Annotated in this window: 18 protein-coding genes; 4 read left to right on the top strand and 14 right to left on the bottom strand. The window is 37.3% G+C overall.

The window, feature by feature from the left end; genetic code table 11:
• Positions 1-52: 52 nt before the first annotated feature.
• The 4 genes from NSQ77_RS17235 to NSQ77_RS17220 all read right to left on the bottom strand — a co-directional run bounded on the left by NSQ77_RS17235 (position 53) and on the right by NSQ77_RS17220 (position 4,229).
• Entirely contained in the window at positions 53-802 is a 750-nt protein-coding gene (locus tag NSQ77_RS17235; RefSeq protein WP_339227297.1) for a Cof-type HAD-IIB family hydrolase, read from the bottom strand.
• Between the two features lie 17 nt (positions 803-819).
• Positions 820-1,998, bottom strand: a complete 1,179-nt coding sequence (locus tag NSQ77_RS17230; RefSeq protein WP_339227296.1) for an MFS transporter — start codon at positions 1,996-1,998, stop codon at positions 820-822.
• A 193-nt stretch (positions 1,999-2,191) separates the two neighbouring features.
• On the bottom strand, positions 2,192-2,785 hold the full coding sequence (locus NSQ77_RS17225; RefSeq protein ID WP_339227295.1) for a pyroglutamyl-peptidase I: 594 nt from the start codon (positions 2,783-2,785) through the stop codon (positions 2,192-2,194).
• A gap of 223 nt (positions 2,786-3,008) precedes the next feature.
• Positions 3,009-4,229 (bottom strand): MFS transporter, encoded by a 1,221-nt coding sequence (locus NSQ77_RS17220; protein ID WP_339227294.1) that lies wholly within the window; start codon positions 4,227-4,229, stop codon positions 3,009-3,011.
• A gap of 236 nt (positions 4,230-4,465) precedes the next feature.
• On the opposite strand from NSQ77_RS17220, the gene NSQ77_RS17215 reads away from it, so the two are divergent.
• The 3 genes from NSQ77_RS17215 to NSQ77_RS17205 all read left to right on the top strand — a co-directional run bounded on the left by NSQ77_RS17215 (position 4,466) and on the right by NSQ77_RS17205 (position 6,819).
• Positions 4,466-4,885 (top strand): SRPBCC domain-containing protein, encoded by a 420-nt coding sequence (locus tag NSQ77_RS17215; RefSeq protein WP_339227293.1) that lies wholly within the window; start codon positions 4,466-4,468, stop codon positions 4,883-4,885.
• Complete coding sequence (locus NSQ77_RS17210) at positions 4,886-5,218, top strand: metalloregulator ArsR/SmtB family transcription factor (protein ID WP_339227292.1); 333 nt, start codon at positions 4,886-4,888, stop codon at positions 5,216-5,218.
• 260 nt (positions 5,219-5,478) lie between these two features.
• Positions 5,479-6,819, top strand: coding sequence for a gluconate:H+ symporter (locus NSQ77_RS17205; RefSeq protein ID WP_339227291.1), 1,341 nt, complete (start codon positions 5,479-5,481; stop codon positions 6,817-6,819).
• 48 nt (positions 6,820-6,867) lie between these two features.
• Here the strand turns inward: NSQ77_RS17205 and NSQ77_RS17200 are convergent, their stop codons facing one another.
• The 10 genes from NSQ77_RS17200 to NSQ77_RS17155 form a co-directional block, all read right to left on the bottom strand.
• On the bottom strand, positions 6,868-7,335 hold the full coding sequence (locus tag NSQ77_RS17200) for a chemotaxis protein CheW (protein ID WP_339227290.1): 468 nt from the start codon (positions 7,333-7,335) through the stop codon (positions 6,868-6,870).
• A 15-nt stretch (positions 7,336-7,350) separates the two neighbouring features.
• Positions 7,351-9,369 carry a chemotaxis protein CheA gene (locus tag NSQ77_RS17195; protein ID WP_339227288.1) on the bottom strand — a complete coding sequence of 673 codons (2,019 nt, stop codon included), beginning with the start codon at positions 9,367-9,369 and terminating at the stop codon, positions 7,351-7,353.
• Between the two features lie 217 nt (positions 9,370-9,586).
• Positions 9,587-10,048, bottom strand: a complete 462-nt coding sequence (locus tag NSQ77_RS17190) for a chemotaxis protein CheX (RefSeq protein ID WP_339227287.1) — start codon at positions 10,046-10,048, stop codon at positions 9,587-9,589.
• Between the two features lie 214 nt (positions 10,049-10,262).
• Complete coding sequence (motB, locus tag NSQ77_RS17185) at positions 10,263-11,048, bottom strand: flagellar motor protein MotB (protein ID WP_339227286.1); 786 nt, start codon at positions 11,046-11,048, stop codon at positions 10,263-10,265.
• Positions 11,041-11,826, bottom strand: a complete 786-nt coding sequence (gene motA, locus NSQ77_RS17180; RefSeq protein ID WP_339227285.1) for a flagellar motor stator protein MotA — start codon at positions 11,824-11,826, stop codon at positions 11,041-11,043. The genes motB and motA overlap by 8 nt, the downstream gene beginning before the upstream one ends.
• 215 nt (positions 11,827-12,041) lie before the next feature.
• Positions 12,042-13,289: an amidohydrolase family protein gene (locus NSQ77_RS17175; protein ID WP_339227284.1), complete on the bottom strand. Its 1,248-nt coding sequence runs from the start codon at positions 13,287-13,289 to the stop codon at positions 12,042-12,044.
• Between the two features lie 21 nt (positions 13,290-13,310).
• Positions 13,311-14,474: a hypothetical protein gene (locus tag NSQ77_RS17170; protein ID WP_339227283.1), complete on the bottom strand. Its 1,164-nt coding sequence runs from the start codon at positions 14,472-14,474 to the stop codon at positions 13,311-13,313.
• Positions 14,475-14,754: 280 nt separating this feature from the next.
• Entirely contained in the window at positions 14,755-16,713 is a 1,959-nt protein-coding gene (locus NSQ77_RS17165; protein ID WP_339227282.1) for a TRAP transporter permease, read from the bottom strand.
• 113 nt (positions 16,714-16,826) lie between these two features.
• Positions 16,827-17,819: a TAXI family TRAP transporter solute-binding subunit gene (locus NSQ77_RS17160; protein WP_339227281.1), complete on the bottom strand. Its 993-nt coding sequence runs from the start codon at positions 17,817-17,819 to the stop codon at positions 16,827-16,829.
• A gap of 224 nt (positions 17,820-18,043) precedes the next feature.
• Positions 18,044-18,670: a metal-dependent hydrolase gene (locus NSQ77_RS17155; RefSeq protein WP_339227280.1), complete on the bottom strand. Its 627-nt coding sequence runs from the start codon at positions 18,668-18,670 to the stop codon at positions 18,044-18,046.
• Between the two features lie 346 nt (positions 18,671-19,016).
• Here NSQ77_RS17155 and NSQ77_RS17150 point away from each other — a divergent pair, with 346 nt between their 5' ends.
• On the top strand, positions 19,017-20,354 hold the full coding sequence (locus NSQ77_RS17150; protein WP_339227279.1) for a short-chain fatty acid transporter: 1,338 nt from the start codon (positions 19,017-19,019) through the stop codon (positions 20,352-20,354).
• The last annotated feature ends 12 nt before the right edge of the window (positions 20,355-20,366 follow it).

Here is a 20,366-nt window from a genome sequence, read left to right as displayed (position 1 = left end):
TGATAGAGCCAGAAAAAATGAGCTGCATAAAACGCAGCTCATTTTGACTAGCTTATTTCGATAACACAAATTTCTCAATCGCTTTAGCAACACCGTCATTATCATTCGTATCTGTCTCGTGATTTGCTACTTTTTTAATCGCCTCTTGTGCATTTCCCATTGCTACACCAATACCAGCTTCCTGTATCATTTTAATATCATTCAGGCTGTCCCCTACAGCCATTACTTCATCCATTGTTATGCCTATCTTATTACAAAGAAATTGTAATGCTTTCGCTTTACTTACACCTTTTGGATTTACTTCCACATTAATTGGCAGTGAGTTCGTTAACTCAAGTTCTTCATACTTAGAAAGCTCTGAAATCATAATATCTAATTTTTGCTTTTCTTTAGATTGACAGCCAAATTTTAACCATTCATACTCATCGAGGTTATCTGGCACTTCTCCTCGAAACACACCATTTGTGGAAATCATCCACATCTCTACCCCAACTTGTGTACCAAGATTATACATTTTCTCAATTAACGCTGTATCCAGGAGATGCTGATCCAATAGTTCCTTTTCCACTGTCCATATTTGTCCACCATTGGCAGTTACTAAATAGGATTGCAGCTGCAACTGTTCCGCATATGGGTAGCACGTTTGAAACCCGCGACCTGTGCTCAAGACTACATGAATTCCTTGCTCTAAAGCCTGCTTTATCGCCTTCTGTGTCCGGGAGGATACTTCGAGATCACTTGTTAATAACGTTCCATCCATATCCAGTGCAATTAACTGAATAGCTTTCTTTTCTACTGTCATTTAAATGCCCCTTTTCTTTACATGGTTTGTCTTTTCTCCTGATTATCCCTTTCAAAAAACTTCGTTGTAATAAAAGGAATAAACAGTAATACCATTACAATGATAAATAGTAATTGTATATTGTAGAAATCAACTATAAATCCACCAAGCACAGGTCCAATCATTCTTCCTAATGCCGCAATACTATTAACGATTCCTTGATAAAATCCACTTCGTCCTTTTGGTGCAAGTTTATTTGCAAGTGTTGGAATTGCTGGCCACACAAGAACTTCACCTACTGTTAAGATAACCATTGCAACTGCGAACATTGTAAAGTTCTCAGCAAACATAGCAATAGTAAAGGATATTATCAAGATAGAAGTACCAATATGAATATGCTGCTTTGGTGAAGTTATTCTATCTGTAAACCATTTTACCAGAGGTTGCGCCAGAACGATAAGGAAACCATTTATTGCCCAGAGGGAACTGTATTGTTCAAGCGGGATACCTATCGTTTGTGTATGGGAGGCAATTGTTGACTGCCATTGACTGTACGCAATCCATACAACCAAAAATCCACTGCATAAAATTAGTAATGAGATAAAAGCTGATTTATTTTGAATTTTAGCCCGTTGCTCAATAATAGATGTATGCATTTGACGATCTTTTGACTGATCCATTCCTTTGAACGTGAAAAGTACTATCAGGAAAAAGAGAATGAACACCAGTGCATTAGCAATAAAAATATAATCAAATGAAAAGCTTGCCACATAACCACCCAATGTCGCCCCCAATGCTACCCCAAGGTTTTGTGCTACATACACAGCGTTAAAAGCCCTACGACCACCGTCTGGCCATAGGGATCCAGCCATGGCAAACATAATTGGCCAAGTAATACCATTTCCAAATCCAATAATAATTAATAAAATGGAATAAGCCACAATACCGTGATTAAACGCTAAAATAACGGAAGCAATCATTGCTAGAAATGTTCCTGCAAGGATTGACTTATATGCACTATATTTATCATATAGTGCTCCGCCAAGCAGGTTTCCCACAATGGATGCCCCTTGATTGAACATTAAAATGAACCCAGCAAAAGCAAGACTTTTACCAAGCTCATTATGCATATATATCGTATTTAAAGGCCATAGAAAAGAGCCACCAGTTACGTTGATTACTGTTGCAATCACTAGCAGCCAAATATACCTAGGCATATTTATCATCTTCCTTCATTCTTGATTAACTAGACCAGTTTAATCCATTTCCGGACGCAAATCAATACTTCCAAGAAGTTTATTTCATCCGAAACAAGTTAAACAAATTAATTATCAAAAAGGCAGATCATAAATTGAATAATTCCCAGGAAAACTCAGCTGTTTATAATATATGGACCCACATAAATTCCTATCATAAACAAGCAATTGCGATTTGGATTCCTTTTATTAAATCAGCATCAGACCAGCTTGGTATATCTCTTTCCACCGCTAACTGATGAGATGCTGGTATATGAATAAAGCCAGAAGGCACTTTTCGTCCATTCTCCTCAAAATAATGTAAACCATGATACATGATATTATTACAAAGATAAGCACCTGCTGTATTTGATATTTTTGCTGGTAATCCATGTTTTTTTAATGATTCTACTATTTCATAGATTGGCAGCTTACTAAAATAACCATCTGGACCATGCTCAAAGATTCTTTCTCCATTCGGCTTATATCCAAGATTATCAACAGGGCCATCATTACAATTAATTGCAATCCGCTCTGGAGTAATTCGATCGCGTCCGGCTGCCAATCCAAGTGAAATAATTGCATCTGGCTCATGCTTTTTTAACAGCTTAATGAATTGTTTTCCAGATATATTAAATTCAACTCGTAAAATTTCTCCAATAATTTGGTAATCATTGATGAATTGACCATGTAATTCATTTACGATCATTTCTGTAGGGTTGGTTTTGTTATTTAAAAAAGGTTCAAATCCTGTCAATAATAATTTCATCCTATAACTGCAACTCCTTCATAACATCTAAATCTTATTATATGATAACTATCAAAAACATTTGATAAACTAGCTTTTTATTTTATTTTAAAAATATATTCTCGATTTCTATGTGTTTACTTCTTGTTCATTCATTTTATAATTTATGGAATATATTTCGGAAATATTTTTTCATAACCATGTTCTTACTTTATATGATTAAAATACTTTTGCTTCAGCCTTTTTAAGTTTCATTCCGCTTTATATGCAACTCTGTTTTTCTTACTTTTTTCTGTATGAGAGTTATTAAAATTAAATAGGCAACTGGCAGCATTCCAGCTATCCATACAATTGCATTCCATCCTGCTATATTCCAAAGTGGTCCGACTGCAGAACTTCCAAACGTAACACCAACATAATATGCCACTAAATACAGGCTCGATGCACCACCTTTATGATGTGCAGCCTCTTCCGCGACAAAGGTAGCTGTTAACGAATGCGCAGTAAAAAAACCCAGACAGGATACGCATAAGCCAATTACGATCATTGGCAAGGATAAACTGAATGTCATTAAAATACCAGCGGACAGGACAAGAATTCCTGTGATACGAACGATATTAAACCCCATCCCTCCCGCCAGCCAGCCCGCAATCGGTGCTCCTACTACTCCAAATCCATAGGCAAAAAAGGTGTAAGAAATTGCTTTTGTTGAAAGCGAGAAAGGTTCTGATTCCAGATGAAACGGCAAATACGTCCATATAGATGTAAATGAAAGCTGAAGTATAACCCCCATACCTATAATCATAATAATTGTTGGATTTTTCAAATGAAAAATCATTCCTTCAATGTCTTTTCGAAATGATAGATTGCTCGGTTTAAAGAATCGTGACTTTGGCAAAAAAATAAAAACGAGTGCTACTATCAATAACCCCCCGCCTGCAAATATATAAAATACAGTTTCCCAAGCATATTTATCTGTTAAATAACCAGCCAAAACCCTTCCAGCCATCCCGCCAAGCGCATTGCTGGCTATGTACAATGCCGTTGCAATTCCGACACTGGAACGCTCTATTTCCTCGTTTAAATAAGCAAGTGATGCTGCAGGTAATCCAGCTAGTGCAAAGCCTTGAATAAATCGTAATAGCACAAAAAGATAAAATGAATCCAACATGGGAATTAAAAGGAAAGGAAAAACTGATCCGATTAATGAATACTTAATAATAGCCACTCTTCCAATTCGGTCGGAGAAAAAACCAAGGATGATTAAACCAATTATCAAACCAACAATCGTCATTGATAAGGTTAGCGTCACTTCTGATACGGATACATTGAACTCCCTGACATACAACGGTAAAAGCGGCTGTACAATATAAATGCTGGCAAAAACAAAAAAAGATGCAAACGCTAAGCTTAAAGATATTTTCCAAAAATAGTAATCTTTCATATGGTATTTTTGTGTATTCATTACACTACACTTCCTATGTATTTAATTATGCTAGCAGTTTTAACTATTACTATAGCACAATTTATGCAAAAATTAAAAAATATATTTCGATTATCATGTATGCCATACACAGTATTTCCTAGGAAATAACAGTTTTGATAGTGCAAAAGATTTATATATAATGACTTGACATGAAAACTATTGGTGCTATATAGTTCAAATGAAACCAAAAGGTGTTATTTGAAGGAGCAATTAAAATGGAAAACTTACAAGATATTAAACAAACCGTCATTATAAATGCTTCGATACAAAAAGTATGGGATACTGTATCAACATCAGAAAGTATTGCGTCATGGTTTATGCCGAATGATTTTGAACCTGTTGCCGGTCATGAATTTCACTTACAATCTCCATTTGGTCCATCCCCATGTAAAGTTCTGGAAGTGGATAAGCCAAACAAAATAATTTTTTCATGGGACACAGAAGGCTGGACTATTTCCTTTTTATTAAAAGACTTAGGCGGAAAAACGGAATTTATACTTATACATAGTGGTTGGAAAACGGAAGATACCATTATTTCTAAAGCAAACGAGAAAAGCTCTATCATTCGTGAAAGGATGAATAATGGCTGGTCGAATATTATTCATAACAAGCTTCGAAAGGTTACTGAAGCATAAGTGGCAACACTAAAATATGATGTATTTCAAGCCATTTCCGACCCAACAAGAAGAGAAATTCTTCGTTTGCTCTCAACCAAAAAGCTAGCAATCTCAGAAATAGCATCACAATTTCCCGTTAGTCGCACGGCTATTGCCAAACACCTTCACGTACTCTCTGAGGCCCGTTTAGTAACTGGTGAAAAGATAGGCAGAGAAAAGATTTATCAATTGCGGTCAGAACCGCTTACAGAAGTAAAACAATGGTTAGCATATTATGAACAATTTTGGACAAACAAATTATCAATTCTTAAGCATGTAGTTGAAAATGATGATGAAAGCAGCAAAAAATAAGGTCTTATTACCCGTATATGTAATAAGCCTTTCATCATCGGCTTCAAAAAGGTCTAGTAATTGTTCATCCTCTTATTCTATGAATTCTGAACTATACTTCTTCTTCATATTACATTGACTATTAGCAGAAAGTTTTATACTATAACATCATTAGTTGGTTTAGTAAACAAATTAATGAGAGCGTTATTATTTTGAAAAATAGCATATCTATATCTAATCTGCTAATTGTAAGCGGATTAATAAACTTAGGAGGAAATAGCATGGATTGGATAATGAATAACTTGCCGATTATCTCACTTGTGCTCGGCGTTGCTTTACTATTATTTTTAAATATGAAAGTAAAGCTAAATAGTGTACTAGCTTTAATTATTTCAGCAATATTAGTTGGACTTTTAAATGGCATGCAGCTTACTTCGATTATCGATACCATCAAAGCTGGTTTAGGAAGTACGCTTGGAAGCTTGGCATTAATCATTGGGTTCGGTGCTGTTCTCGGTAAGCTAATGGTTGATTCTGGTGCAGCACAACGTATTGCATCTACTCTATTAAATAAATTTGGCGTAAAAAATGTTCAATGGGCTCTTATTATTGTTGGTGCTATCTTTGGTATATCTGTATTCTATGAGGTTGCATTTATTATACTTGCCCCTCTCGTAATCAGCATCGCAATCGAAGCTAAGGTGCCATATATGAAACTTGGTATTACAATGGTAGCGGCTACAACGTTATCTCATAGTCTATTTCCTCCACAGCCAGGGCCAACAGCATTGGTTGAAGCTTATGGTGCTGATATGGGAATGGTCTATATGCTTGGAATTGTCGTGTTTATTCCAGCAGTTATTGCAGCCGGGATTATTCTGCCAAGACTCATGAAAAATTTGGATCGTCCTGTTCCACCACTATTAGAAAAACCTAAGGAATTTACTGACGATGAAATGCCAGGATTTGCAACAAGTGTCATCATCCCATTAATTCCAGCGATTATGATTTCTGCTGCCACCATTATTAATATGTTTATTAATGAAGGTACATTTTTTCATGATCTAATTAACTTCCTGGGCAGCGCGGAAACAAGTCTGCTGCTTGCCGTATTAATTGCGATTTATGTTTTTGGTCTGCGCAGAGGACGTACAATGAATGAAGTAATGGATTCCTTCTCCGGTGCTATTAAAGGGATTGCTATGATTATCTTTATTGTTGGGGCTGGTGGGGCATTTAAAGAGATTATACTTGACTCAGGTGTAGGCGATTACATTGCTGGGATGATGGAAAACACGGTTGTGTCTCCATTAATTATGGCATGGTTTATCACAGCATTAATTCGTATTGCAACAGGTACTGGTGTTGTGTCGGCAATCACGGCTGCTGGAATTGTAGGACCTTTGATTACAACCTTTGATGTAAACCCTGTCTTAATGGTATTAGCAACTGCAGCCGGCAGTAATACGATTACACATGTGAATGATGCATCCTTCTGGTTATTTAAAGAGTACTTTAACTTATCTATTAAAGATACATTCAAAACATGGGGTTTATTACTTTTCACAACATCCATTGTTGGGTTAGCTGTCGTATTACTATTAGACCTATTATTCTTCTAAAGTAATAGAGGACTGCATTCAAATCAAGCGCAGTCCTCTTAATTATGTTTAGTTTTCTTCCTTTATCGCTTCTTCTAGCTCATTGGTTTCATTGAGATCAACAATACGGTCGAGATCCAGTAAAATAAGCAGATGCTTATCAACCTTTGCAACACCCTTTAAAAACGTTTCCTGAATTCCAGCTATCAGTTTTGGTGCTGCTTGAATCTGATTCTCGTCAATGTCCACTACTTCTGTTGCAGCATCAACAATTAATCCGATTTGCATTCCTTGAATCGAAACAACTAAAATACGGGTATCATTTGTGGTATCAGACTCTGCAAGCATTAATCGTTCCTTTAAATCAATGATCGGAGTTGTTTCACCACGCAATTCGGTAACTCCTTTAATAAATTCCGAGGTTCGCGGAATCGCTGTTATTTCCTGTAGTCTTTCAATAGAAATAATCTGCTGCACTGCAACACCAAAGGATTGATCGTTTAGTTTAAATACAATATACTTAGTTACTTCAGCCATTTAATTTCCTCCACTCTACTTAGGCATCAATTCATTCGGATCAATAATTAGAGCAACTTCACCGTTTCCTAGAATTGTTGCACCAGATATAGCGAATACATCTCTTAAATAATTACCTAGAGATTTTAATACAACCTCTTGTTGACCAATAAAGGAATCAACAATAAGCCCGGTTAGCTTTTCTCCTTTTTTCACAATAACAACCGAGTGCTCCTTCGTTTCTGCCTGCTCTTGTTGTGGAACATCAAAAACGGTCGCTAATGAAACAAGTGGAACTACTTTTCCACGGAAATCCATAACCTTTTTTCCGTGTGCAAACATCATTTGATCTTTTTCCAAGATAACTGTTTCTATGATCGAAGAAAGCGGAATTGCATAGATTTCCTTTTGGACATCTACAAGCAGCGTTGAAATAATTGATAGTGTAAGCGGTAATTGAATTGAAAATATACTTCCTTTACCAGGCTGTGATTCAATTGCAATTTGACCACCTAATGATTCAATTTTATTTTTCACTACATCTAAACCAACACCACGACCAGAAATATCAGATACTTTATCAGCTGTGCTAAAACCAGATGAAAGAATCAAATTAGCAACTTCATCTTTTGTCAGCATATCTGCTTCAGCCCGTGTAATAATCCCATTTTCAATTGCCTTATTCTTAACTTTTTCATGATTAATACCAGCACCATCATCTTCAATTTCAATGAAAACATGGTTGCCACTATGGAAAGCTCTGAGTGTCAGCTTCCCTTCTTCTGATTTTCCTGCTTGCTTTCGCACTTCCGGCAGTTCAATACCATGATCGACTGAATTACGGATTAAATGAACTAAGGGATCACCAATCTCATCTATTACCGTACGATCAAGCTCTGTATCGGCTCCAATAATCTCCAAATCAATATGCTTCCCTAAATCCTTTGCAAGCCCGCGAATCATTCGAGGGAAACGATTAAATACTTGGTCAATCGGCACCATTCGCATCGCTAGAATAAGGCTTTGCATATCACTTGATACCCGACTAATATGCTCAACTGTGTCCGTTAGCTGCTGGTTATTCATATCTTCAGCAATTACCTCTAATCTGCTTCGATCGATGACAACCTCTTCAAATAAATTCAATAGATTATCTATTTTTTCCAAGTTTACACGAATCGTTTTAGAAGCATGGTTCGCTGCAGCTGGAGCACTCTTCTCAGCAGTTGCCGCCTCTTGTTTCGCTTCGGGAGCTTGTCCTTCTGGAACTGATTCTTCCCGATGCTCTTCAGAAACAGTTGTAATCAAGCTCTCCATTTCTACGTGCTTCACTTCTGATACGTCGCTAATAATTTCTTTTACCATTTCTGGATCCACGGTTGATAAAAATATCATCGAAAAGCTTTGTCCAAAATTTCCTTCCTCAATCTCTTCAACAGTTGGATCGGTATGAATAATTTCACCATGGTCTTCTAATGATTCAAAAACCATATAGGCACGTGCGCCTTTTAAAATACACTCATTTGTTAATTCAACTGTTATCTGATATGGAGAAAACCCTTGGTCTTTTGCTTGTTCAACAATTGTAACTTGGAATTCATCAAGTCCAACCATGTCTGTTTGAACTGTGTTTACTTCTACTGCTGTTGCATATTGCTCTGTTTGCATAGCTTGTTTGCCGTTCTCTATTTGATCCAAACGCTGAACTAATTCGGAAACATCTTTCTTTCCATCGTTCCCCTCTTGGATGGAACCAACCATATCCTCGAGAGCATCAATTGCTAAAAAGATGACATCAATTATATCCGTCGTCACATTCAATTCATGGTTGCGAATCATATCTAATACATTTTCCATTTTATGGGTAAGCGATGCAATATCTTCATATCCCATTGTTGCAGCCATACCTTTTAATGTATGTGCAGATCGGAAAATTTCATTTACCAGATTCAAATCATCAGGTTGCTTTTCTAATTGAAGAATACTATCATTCACAGCCTGTAAATGCTCTCGGCTTTCTTCCAAAAATACTTCTAAATATTGATCCGTATCCATAAAGCATTTCCTTTCCATTTGCATTTTGTCCATTTAATGTTGTCAATCCTAACATAATTATAAGAATCATTAATTGCTGTACATTTATCATTTCTATGTAGGTTAAAGTTCCTATCTTTTATATCGACAAAAATCACGATTTATAAAGAAGTATTTTTGGAATCTCGCAATTTACCAAGGAATGGTCTTTTATTAAGAAAGATTGAAGCTAAAAACCTCAATCCAGTAACAAGTAAATATCTAATTTCCCTGTTTTTCCAAAGTCTGCAGATAGCTGCAATGCTTTTTCATAGCCTGATAAAGTAGTGGATCCCTGCATAATAGTTGGTGCAGTAATATCTGTTTTGATTCCATCCTGAACAATCGTTGTAGATAGATTACCAGCTAACATATTTCCCAGCTCGCCACTAAAAGAAGCTAGCATTTCTCCCTCAACAGCCATTCCAAACATTGTCTCACCTATTGCTGCAAAAACAGATGGGTCACCTGAAAGAATTAACTTTCCTTTTGCATCCCCTGTAAATCCAATCAGAACACCAAATTGAAGAGATAAACTTGCTCCTGCCAAAGTTGGCTTTGCTATTTCACTTGGAATAGGAATAATTGATTTCAGGGATGAATTCATTCCATTTAATAAAAATACGACTGAACGATTGCGTTCTTCTTTTGTTGTTACCATTGTGAACCCCCTGTTATTTCATTTTTAACAAGTTATTTAAACTAGTCAAAAAGAACTATTTAAGATTAATACCTTATCTATATCGGATAATACGAAAGAAATTGTAGGTTATTTACAATATTTTTTAATCAATATGAAAAAGGAGCCGAATAAAATTCTGCTCCTACGATAGCCATTTAATCATTCTTGGCATACCATATAATCCTATTAGCACTTAGTTATCCACATTGATCTCATAGTTAGGTAATATCAAAACTTCGACCCTTCTGTTTTTGGCTCTATTTTCTTTGCTTGTATTCGGAACAATTGGTTTATACTCCCCAAAACCTTTTGCACTGAAAAGTGTTGGATCCAGTGCTTCATTTTCCAGCACTAAGCGCATGAAGTTGAGTGCACGAGTAACACTTAACTCCCAATTCGATTCGAATAAGGAATCTCCAATTGGTACATCGTCTGCATGTCCACTAATAACAATTTGATGTGGGGGTTCTGTGTGAAGCAAATCAGAAACCTCTCGCGCTACAGTTACTCCTCCATCTTTTACCACAGCACTGCCTGAATCAAAAAATACATCATTAACGATTGTTACTAATAGCCCCTCATCTGTCAGCTCTGTTCCAAACGCATCAGTTAAGTCATTTTCATATATATAATTTTGTATCGCAGAATTTAGCTCCTCAAGGTGCAGAAGTTCTCCTTCCCCCTCTGAAACACTTTCATCAATCTCTTCTTCACTCGCATTTTCTTGATTTTCTTTTTCGATCTCGCCCGAATCTACTGGTGTTTTAACCGGTGTTTCTTGATTCTCAAGAATACCATTGCCCCCACCAGAAAACTGATCACGAAATACACCTGAAAGCTGTTCATATTTTTGCACATTTATATCACTCATCGCAAATAACACGATAAATAGAGCAACTAGAAGTGTTAATAAATCAGAATAAGGTAAAAGCCATGATTCATCTATATGTGATTGCTTGCGTTTCTTTCTTCTACTCATTTACATCCACCTGCTTCATAGCAGTTAATTCTTTTGTTGAAAGCAAGGAACCCAGCTTTTCACGTACAATCAATTGTGAATCACCAGTAGTTATAGAGAGAATGCCTTCCACCATAATTTCCTTTTGCACTACTTCTTTTTTGGATTTTTCCCTTAGCTTATTTGCAAACGGATGCCATAATACATAGCCAGTAAAAATTCCTAATAATGTCGCAATAAAAGCGGCAGAAATTGCGGCGCCTAATGCTTCAATATTTGACATATCACCTAGTGCTGCGATCAATCCTATAACTGCACCAAGCACACCAAGTGTTGGTGCATAGGTTCCAGCTTGTGAAAATACAGCTGCCCCCTCCTCATGCCGTTGCTCCATCGCATTAATTTTTTCCAGCATAATATCTTTAATAAAATCCGGTGATTGCCCATCAATCGCTAGCTGTAATCCAGATGCCAGGAATGGGTCTTCTACTTCATTTACCTGCTGTTCCAATGATAAGATACCTTCCTTGCGTGTCTGATCTGCCCAGTTACTGAACATCTCAACTATTTCCTTTGTATCTGTTTTATTGGTTTCTGTAAATAAAATTCTAATTAAAGCAGGTATCTTTTTAAGTGTACTCGCTGGAAATGCAATTGTTACAGCAGCAACTGTCCCTAATAAAATGATTAATATTGCAGCAGGATTTATTAGTGCTGCAACACTTACTCCTTTAAGGACCATCCCAACTCCTACTGCAATTAATCCTAACATAATCCCAATAATTGATGTTTTATCCATAGTTGACCTCCTGAAAAACCTAATGACTCTATTTTAATATCGTAAGGTTCGTATAAGTTTCTTTCTTTATTTATCGGCAAATTTATAGAGTATTGAAGGAGTTAATTGAATGTAAAATATTAAATTTATTGTGAAGGGTTAAAATGAAATTCCCTTTTGAAGAGATATAAAATAAAAAATAGCTTTCCTTAAAATTTTAAGGAAAGCTATTTTTATTAGTAGTTGAGTAAGTTCTTCTCTACTTTTCCATCTTTCATTACAATCTGAATCGCATCATTGTCAGCAAGCGAGTAAATATCCTCCAGCGGGTTACCTTTCACGATAATAATATCTGCGAGTTTTCCAGCTTCAATTGTTCCAACTTTGTCTTCCCATCCGAGACATTCTGCAGCTGTTTTCGTAGATGCCACGATGGATTCCATTGGGGACATCCCGATTTCTGTCATTAGACCAAGCTCACGCAGGTTGATTCCATGTTTCACAACACCTGCATCAGTTCCCATAGCAATTTTCACACCAGCTTGATAAGCTTTTGCAATACTTGCTTTATGAATTTCAATAACTTCCTTTGATTTTTCTACAGCAGTATCAGGCATACCTGCCTCCTCTGCTGTTTCTAAAACACCAACAGGAGCAAGTAATGTTGGTACGAGATATGTACCTTTTTCGAGCATCAACTCAATTGCCTCATCATCCAGAAAGATTCCATGCTCAATCGAATGTACTCCAGCCCTTACTGCATTTTTAATACCTTCTGCACCTTGTGCATGTGCCATTACCTTAACACCTTTTCTAAATTTACCTTCCTCAACAATTGCTTCTAATTCTGCTTGAGAAAATTGCGTGAATTCCGGGTGGTCTGTTGCACTTGTTACACCACCAGTTGCGTGCACCTTTATAACTTCTGCACCTGCACGCAGCATTTCACGTGCCTTTTTGCGAACCTCTTCTACCCCATCACATTTTCCACTTGGCATTCCTGGGTAACCCGATGGTAAAAGATCCATTTCTATACCCGAGACTGTATAACCATCTCCATGCCCGCCAGTGATCGTCAGTGCGTTAATACTTAATTGCATTCTTGGTCCTGTAATAAGTCCCTCTTCAATTGCTTTTTTCACACCTAGATCTGCTCCAAGTGCATCACGAACAGAAGTAATGCCTGCGTGTAATGTTGCTTCCAGGTATTTTGCAGCTTGGTAATACATAAAAGAAAATGGAGTTGTCAGCCTTTTTGCAACCGGTGAAAACTCGAGCATCATATGAACATGTGTATCTATTAAACCTGGCATAATCGTTCCACCCTGCGCATCCAAAACTGCTTCATTACCGTCTGCAGTATACTCACTTTCGGGACCAACGTATTGAATACAATTATTTTCTACAACAACAATTGCACCTTGTTGGATTTCTCCACCATTTCCATCTATCAACAATCCATTTTTAATTATTGTTTTTCCCATTTTATTTCCCTCCAACGATTCCTATAATGTTTGAACTAATATTCCCGCGATGACTACTGATGCAATGGTAACGGTCGTAAACCCGCCAATTAGCATCGGTGTCAGCATTTCATTAAAAATGGTTTCCTCTTCCTCTTTATTCCTTGCAATACTTCTGCTTACTTCTTCACAAAGAATATAGTCAGCCGGAAACCCAAATAATGCTGTTAAAGCAACAGGCATTCCCTTATATGGGTGCCACTTCAGCAGCTTCGAAACGATAAATCCACCTAATGAAATACCGAGTGTACCAAGCAAAAGCAAAACAATGATACTAGGCAGGTTGTTTAATACATCCTGTGGACTAACATCAGCCATTGTTCCAATAACAACAAATATAATTGCAATCATCGTTAAGTTAAATGAATTCGCTTTTTCCAGTGATTTATGTTCAAAGATACCTAGCTTCAATCCTGTTACACCAAATGCAAGACACCAAAGACTGTAATGGATTGGTGTTACCTCACCTAGTGCCGTACCAATTGCTGCACCTACAAATACAAAGAATAATTTTAATGTCATACTCGATTTAATTGGACTCTTCACAGCTGTTTCCTTTGTAGCTGTATGCTTATTATCTTCCATCGGCTTAAATGTTCCATTATCTATCTGCTCTTGAATCGTAAACGCATATTTTCTTAGAAAATATTGCGCGAGCGGCATTCCCAATAATCCTTGAAACGCAACAATTAACGCTGGAATAACGATTAAGCTTGTCAGCCCAATCTCTGTTAACTTTTCAGAGGTGATAATTAGTGCTACAACTCCTCCACTGAGCGGACCAATTCCTGCTACCGCAGTTGGATAGTCAAAGAGAAATGTGACAATAATCAAAATGAGCACACCAGAAACTGTAATCCCTCCTAACGAAATTAATACAGCTTTATACTGCGTTTTCAAGAGTGAAAAAGGAATCATTGTGCCCATGTGTAAAATAGCAGGTCCAACTAACATCGCCCCTAATGCAGCGAATTGTGATGTTGCAAGAATATCTTTAGGGAATATTCCCGTCCAAATACAGATCAAATAACCTACCATCGCGGTAAGAAGCATTGGAATTCTTGCTTTGGAGATGATCGAAAGCCACTCTCCAAGTGCAATCAATGCAAAAATAAGCGTTGTAGCTATAAGTGGATTGCTTAGCATAAAAAGACCTCCGTGTCTAAGATGTAAAGTTTTATTATTATGAAAATTCACTCCATGCAAGCAGGTCCTTTATATAACAACCAATGTTTAGAGCAATTTTAGATATTATAAACCCATTTCCTCTAAAAAATCAATACAATATCTGAAATTTTTGTCGAATTTCGTCATGTGTGCGCTATCATTATTTGAAGTCGATTAACTAAATAGCAGCGCAACATAAAAATGGAGAGTTACATTCACGCTCAACTCTCCATTTTCATAGCTTATAAGGCTTCATATTTCATATAGATATACGTGCTTTCATTTCCCCAGAATCATCCTTGCGTTGTTTTTGAATATACCAAATCCCCATTAAAAGTGCCAGACCAATTATGCTGATTAAAATATCAGGTACAATCAGCATTATGCCTGAAAAAAAGAGAATCAGTCGTTCCCAGGAATAGGAGTTGCGTATAAAGAATCCTACTACAGCACTGCTGACTGCGGTCATCCCTATTATCGCTGTCAATATAGAGATAATGATACTTACTGGTGTTATATCCTGCATCAATAGGATTGGATTATAAATAAAAACATACGGAATAATAAAAGCCGCTATCGCTAGCTTTACAGCTGTCACCCCTGATTTAAATGGGTTTGCCCGAGCGATTCCAGCACCAGCATATGCCGCTAAGCAAACTGGTGGCGTAATATCTGCAACAATTCCAAAGTAAAAAACAAACATATGGGCAGCAATTGGTAAAACGCCAAAATCATTAATTAATACAGGTGCTGCAATGGTTGCTGTAACAACATAATTAGCAGTAGTCGGAAGTCCCATTCCTAAAATAATACAAGCAACCATCGTAAAAATTAAAGAGAAGAACAGTATACCACCTGATAACGCAATGATACTTGCGGCAAATTTAGCTCCTAATCCTGTAATACTGACAACTCCAGCAATAATTCCTGCCGTTCCAACTGCTGCAATTACCGGCAGTGCTACCCGGGCACCTTCCTCCAGAACAAGAAATACTTTTTTAAAGCTCATTCGTGTGTCTTTTCGAATTAAACTAACAATAAAAGCAGTGAAAATCCCCATTAATGCTGCTCGTTGTGGCGTAAACCCAACCATAATCGTTCCAATAATAATGAATAGTGGCAAAAGCATGTATCCATCTTTTAGCATTAACTGCTTGAAAACTGGCAGCTGAGCCTTCGGTAATCCGATAACACCGATTTTCTTTGCTTCAAAATGAGTTCCAATAAAAATACCTGTAAAATATAATGCAGCAGGAACAATTGCTGCTAACATAATTGTTCCATAGGATACACCTAAATATTCCATCATAATAAATGCCGCTGCCCCCATAATTGGTGGCATAATTTGTCCACCTGTAGACGTCGAAGCCTCTGTCGCTGCCGCAAATTCTGGCTTAAAGCCTGACTTTTTCATCATCGGAATTGTAAACGATCCAGAGGCAACTGTATTTCCAACTGAACTTCCGGATACCATTCCTTGCAGTGCACTTGCAACTACAGCAGTTTTAGCGGTACCACCAGTAAATCTTCCTGTTAAAGCAAGTGCAATATCATTAAAAAACTGACCAATTTTTGTGTGTACTAAAATAACCCCAAAGAAAAGAAACAAAAAAATAAATTTGGCCGATATTTGAATCGGTGTGCCAAACACACCATTTTCTTTATACCATAAATCAGTTGCAATTCGATCAACTGCAAATCCTGGATGTGATAGCAGCTGTGTTGGCATATGGTTGCCAAAAACAGCATAAAGAATCGCAACACTAGCTACAATAACAATAGGTATTCCTACTGTTCGACGGGTTGCTTCCAATAACAATAAAATTCCACAAATTGAGATAGCGGTATCGACCATGCCATACCCTGAAATACGGCTTTGGAGAATTGAATCGAAGAAAATAATCTTATGATACGTTACGTAAATAGCAGTAAATGCTAGTACCGCATCATACCAAGGAACCGATTTTTGTTTCTTTTGTAATCCTTTTTTTGCAGGAAAAAGCAAAAACATAATTCCAAGGGCGGTTCCTAAGTGGATCGCTCCTTGCTGCTGTGATGGAAGGGTGCCAAAATAACCTGTATATAAATGGAATAGCGTGAGTGCCACACCTAGGAACGAGACAACCCAAGCCCATTTGCCAATATTGATACGATAATTACTCTCTCGGTCATATTTTTCCAAAATTTGTTTAACATCAAGCTGGGAGTTTTCTTTCATTTAACCACACCCTTTATAAGGTAGTAAGAAAAGGATCTTTAGTTACGTTCAAGATCCTTTTCTCTTTTACATATAGTGCGTATGAAAAGCTAAGACAACGTTCTATTAGCAAGTTACTTCAACTCATCTAAGCTAGTAATTCCTGTATTTTCTCGTGTAACAATTTGAACGACTTCCGGATAAATATGTCCGATAAATGCTGCATTTGTAACTTCATTTCCTTCAAAATCACCTTCACCATGTACAGCATCAAGAGCAGGTACGTGAACGGTCATGCCTAGATCCATGTTGCCATCACGGATACTGGCTAGGTTTTCTATAGATGCTCCGGTCTCTGTATTCGTAACATTTAATCCTTCAATATTTTTATTCCAAATCGTGGCAATTTCTCCTCCTAATGGATAATAAGTTCCTCCTTGACTTCCCGTTCCCAAAACTAAATCATTCTTTCGTTCTGTTGAGCCAAGTTCAGCAACTTCATTTTCTACTGTCAACCCCTGTTCCTCGTAATAACGCTTGGCACCAGGATGAATTGGTAAGCCTTCTGCTCCTTGCAGTGCATTTTCCAGGGTCATATGAACAGATTGAGAATGTGTATTTTCACTAGCATTCTCTACCATACTTTTCGCTAGCTCATACCCTAGCTCCTCATCAATTGTATCTGTATTCGCTACTAATACAGCAAATGCTGTAACCGTTTCAATATCTTCATCCATAAACTCATACGTATCCTTTGGAATGGTGTAACGCATATATCCGCTGTTATCTTCCATATGTGCAATAGCTTCTTCTGTCAGGCCGATCATTTTCACATCACCAACAGATGCTTGTAAACTTTCAATATTACCAGCAGGCAACCCTAAAATACCAATGGAAACATCAATGTTTCCATCTTGAACCGCATCTGCTGCATCTCCAAAGCCTTCTTGATAAGCACTATAATCACTTTCTTCAATTCCATAGGCTTCTAAAATTAATTTAGATACTGCATTTGTTTCGCTCGCCGGCGGGCCAATTGCAATATTTGTACCCCCACCACCACACGACGCAAGAAAAAATACACTCACCCCTAATGTAAACGCTGTCAAAATTACTCTTTTTAACATCCTCTCAACCCCTTTTTTTTCTTTACTAGAACACTATGCTGTTTTTTTGATTTCCAATGTTAGCCAAATACTTAAACCAATTATATATTATTTCAGAAAAATTTCAATATTTATTCAATAGTCTGATTCGTAAAAAATTGTACAAGCAGCCAAATACATAGATTCGACTGCTCGTCAAAAAATGATTTACATCCATAAATGGATATCAAAATGCTATTTTGCCTTTAAAAATCCTTTGAGGAAAGCGGGAGAAACAATTTAATTCCCCGCTTGTTAAAAGGCAGGATTTTGCTGTCGGCAATTAAATGACTGATATAACCAGCCAGACAAGCGTAGAAAACACCTTCAATCGCAAGTGATTCCTGCAAGTTAGATGCAATAAACCCAAAAAATATTGCTCCTATAATGGAATGTGTATAGCTCCGGTGGGATACAAACGATGCTATTATGATGTAAATCCCAAGTAGCATCAGCCACTTTTCTTGCAATGCGATACTGCCAGCAAGTATGCCTGCTCCAGTAATAATCAGCATATGTCTTTGTTTAATTAAAGCCGATAATGTCATCATTGCTATACCGATACCGATACCAAAATAGCGATCTGCTGCTGTTCCCTCGTATAGACTATACAGAATCATCAATGCACCAATTAACTGAGCAGCAGATTGAATTACTTGATGGGAAAACGTGATTTTGCTCCGAAGCTTTCCATCAATATCCAAATCAGGCATTAATCCTGAGACACCCCCTAGTCCTACTAAAAGTAGTGTTGTAGCAGGAGTTGATGCAAATTGATTGGCAACGACAAAACCAGCTGCCGCTCCAATCGCTACATGTGCTGTACCATTCATATAATCTACCATCTCTTTCTATATTTATATAGTATTTCTTAGAAAACCAGACATTCTTCAGGGCTTTAGAAGAATGCTGTAGTTGACTTATGCAGCTAGTAAAGCTGTTATGCTTTCCTAACTGTCAAAACACCAAGCTCTATTTTACACAAAAATAACATGATGTGTGTGTTATACAAATAAAATCGACAAATTTAACTACATTGTTAATTATGCTTCATTCTACTTTTCTATCTTTCTGTTACTGCATCATACTATTTCCCTAAAAACTGCATATAATTTACCATGCTGCAGTTTTGATTTATGATACTATTATAAAAAAACGCTTGCAAAGGGAGGATTTCTATTGAAAGCTTTAACGTCGTTTTTTGACAGATTAGTACAGCGCTATTTACCAGATGCCTTTTTGTTTGCAATCATGTTAACTTTCATTGTGTATTTATTAGGAGTTTTCTTTACGGACAGTGGTCCAATGGAAATGGTTACCCATTGGGGGGATGGTTTTTGGGAACTCCTAGCTTTTGGCATGCAGATGTCCCTTGTAGTCGTAACTGGATATATTTTAGCAAACACACCGGTTGTGAAACGCTTTTTAGCTAAGCTGAGCAGTCTTGCAAATACCCCAGGTCAAGCGGTTATGCTTGTTACCTTTGTTGCTCTAGCTGCTTGTTTAATAAACTATGGTTTCGGACTCGTTGTTGGGGCTCTATTTGCTGTTCACGTTGCAAAGCGAGTTCCCGGAGTTGATTATCGAATCCTAATCGCAAGCGCCTACAGTGGAATGCTTATCTGGCATGGCGGTTTTTCCGGATCAGTACCACTTCTCATTGCTACCCCAGGACACTTTTTAGAAGAAACAATGGGATTGATTCCTGTCGCAGATACATTGTTCAGCCCATTTAATATCTTTATTGTTATGACACTATTGATAACACTGCCAATTTTTAACCGACACTTATTAAAAGGTGCTGATCCATTAAGTACAATAAATACATCACTATGGAAAGATGATTCAGAGGAAACAGAGAACAAAAATACCCCGGCTATACAGACACAGCCAGCAACACCGGCCGAACGATTGGAAAACAGCCAAGTACTTTCACTATCAATCGGGTTGATGGGACTGATATTTGTCGGCTATCATTTTATTACTAATGGATTTGACTTAAACATAAATATTGTCAATTTTATTTTCTTGTTTTTAGGAATTATTCTGCACAGAACACCACGGCGTTTTCTTGATACAGTAAGTGAGGCCGTTAAGAACGCCGGAGGCATTATTGTACAATTTCCATTCTATGCCGGAATCATGGGAATGATGGTTTCTTCCGGATTATCTGAACAAATTTCATTATGGTTTGTCAGCTTTTCAACAGAATATACTTTACCAATCTTCACATTTATTAGCGCAGGGGTTGTAAATGTTTTTGTACCATCTGGTGGAGGACAATGGGCAGTACAAGGTCCGATTATGATCCAGGCAGCACTTGAAATCGGTGCTGATACAGCAAAGACTGCTATGGCCGTTGCTTGGGGCGATGCATGGACAAATATGATCCAACCCTTCTGGGCTCTTCCAGTACTTGCTATCGCTGGACTAAAAATCCGCGATATTATGGGATTTTGTGTGATGATATTAATGTTCAGCTTTATTCCGATCGCGATTGGCTTATTGCTGTTTTAAATGAAGAAACCC

Source organism: Oceanobacillus sp. FSL K6-2867, from assembly GCF_037963145.1.
Lineage (GTDB): Bacteria > Bacillota > Bacilli > Bacillales > Amphibacillaceae > Oceanobacillus.
Note: the sequence above shows the minus strand (reverse complement) of the source record. Positions and strands in the feature narration are given on the sequence as shown.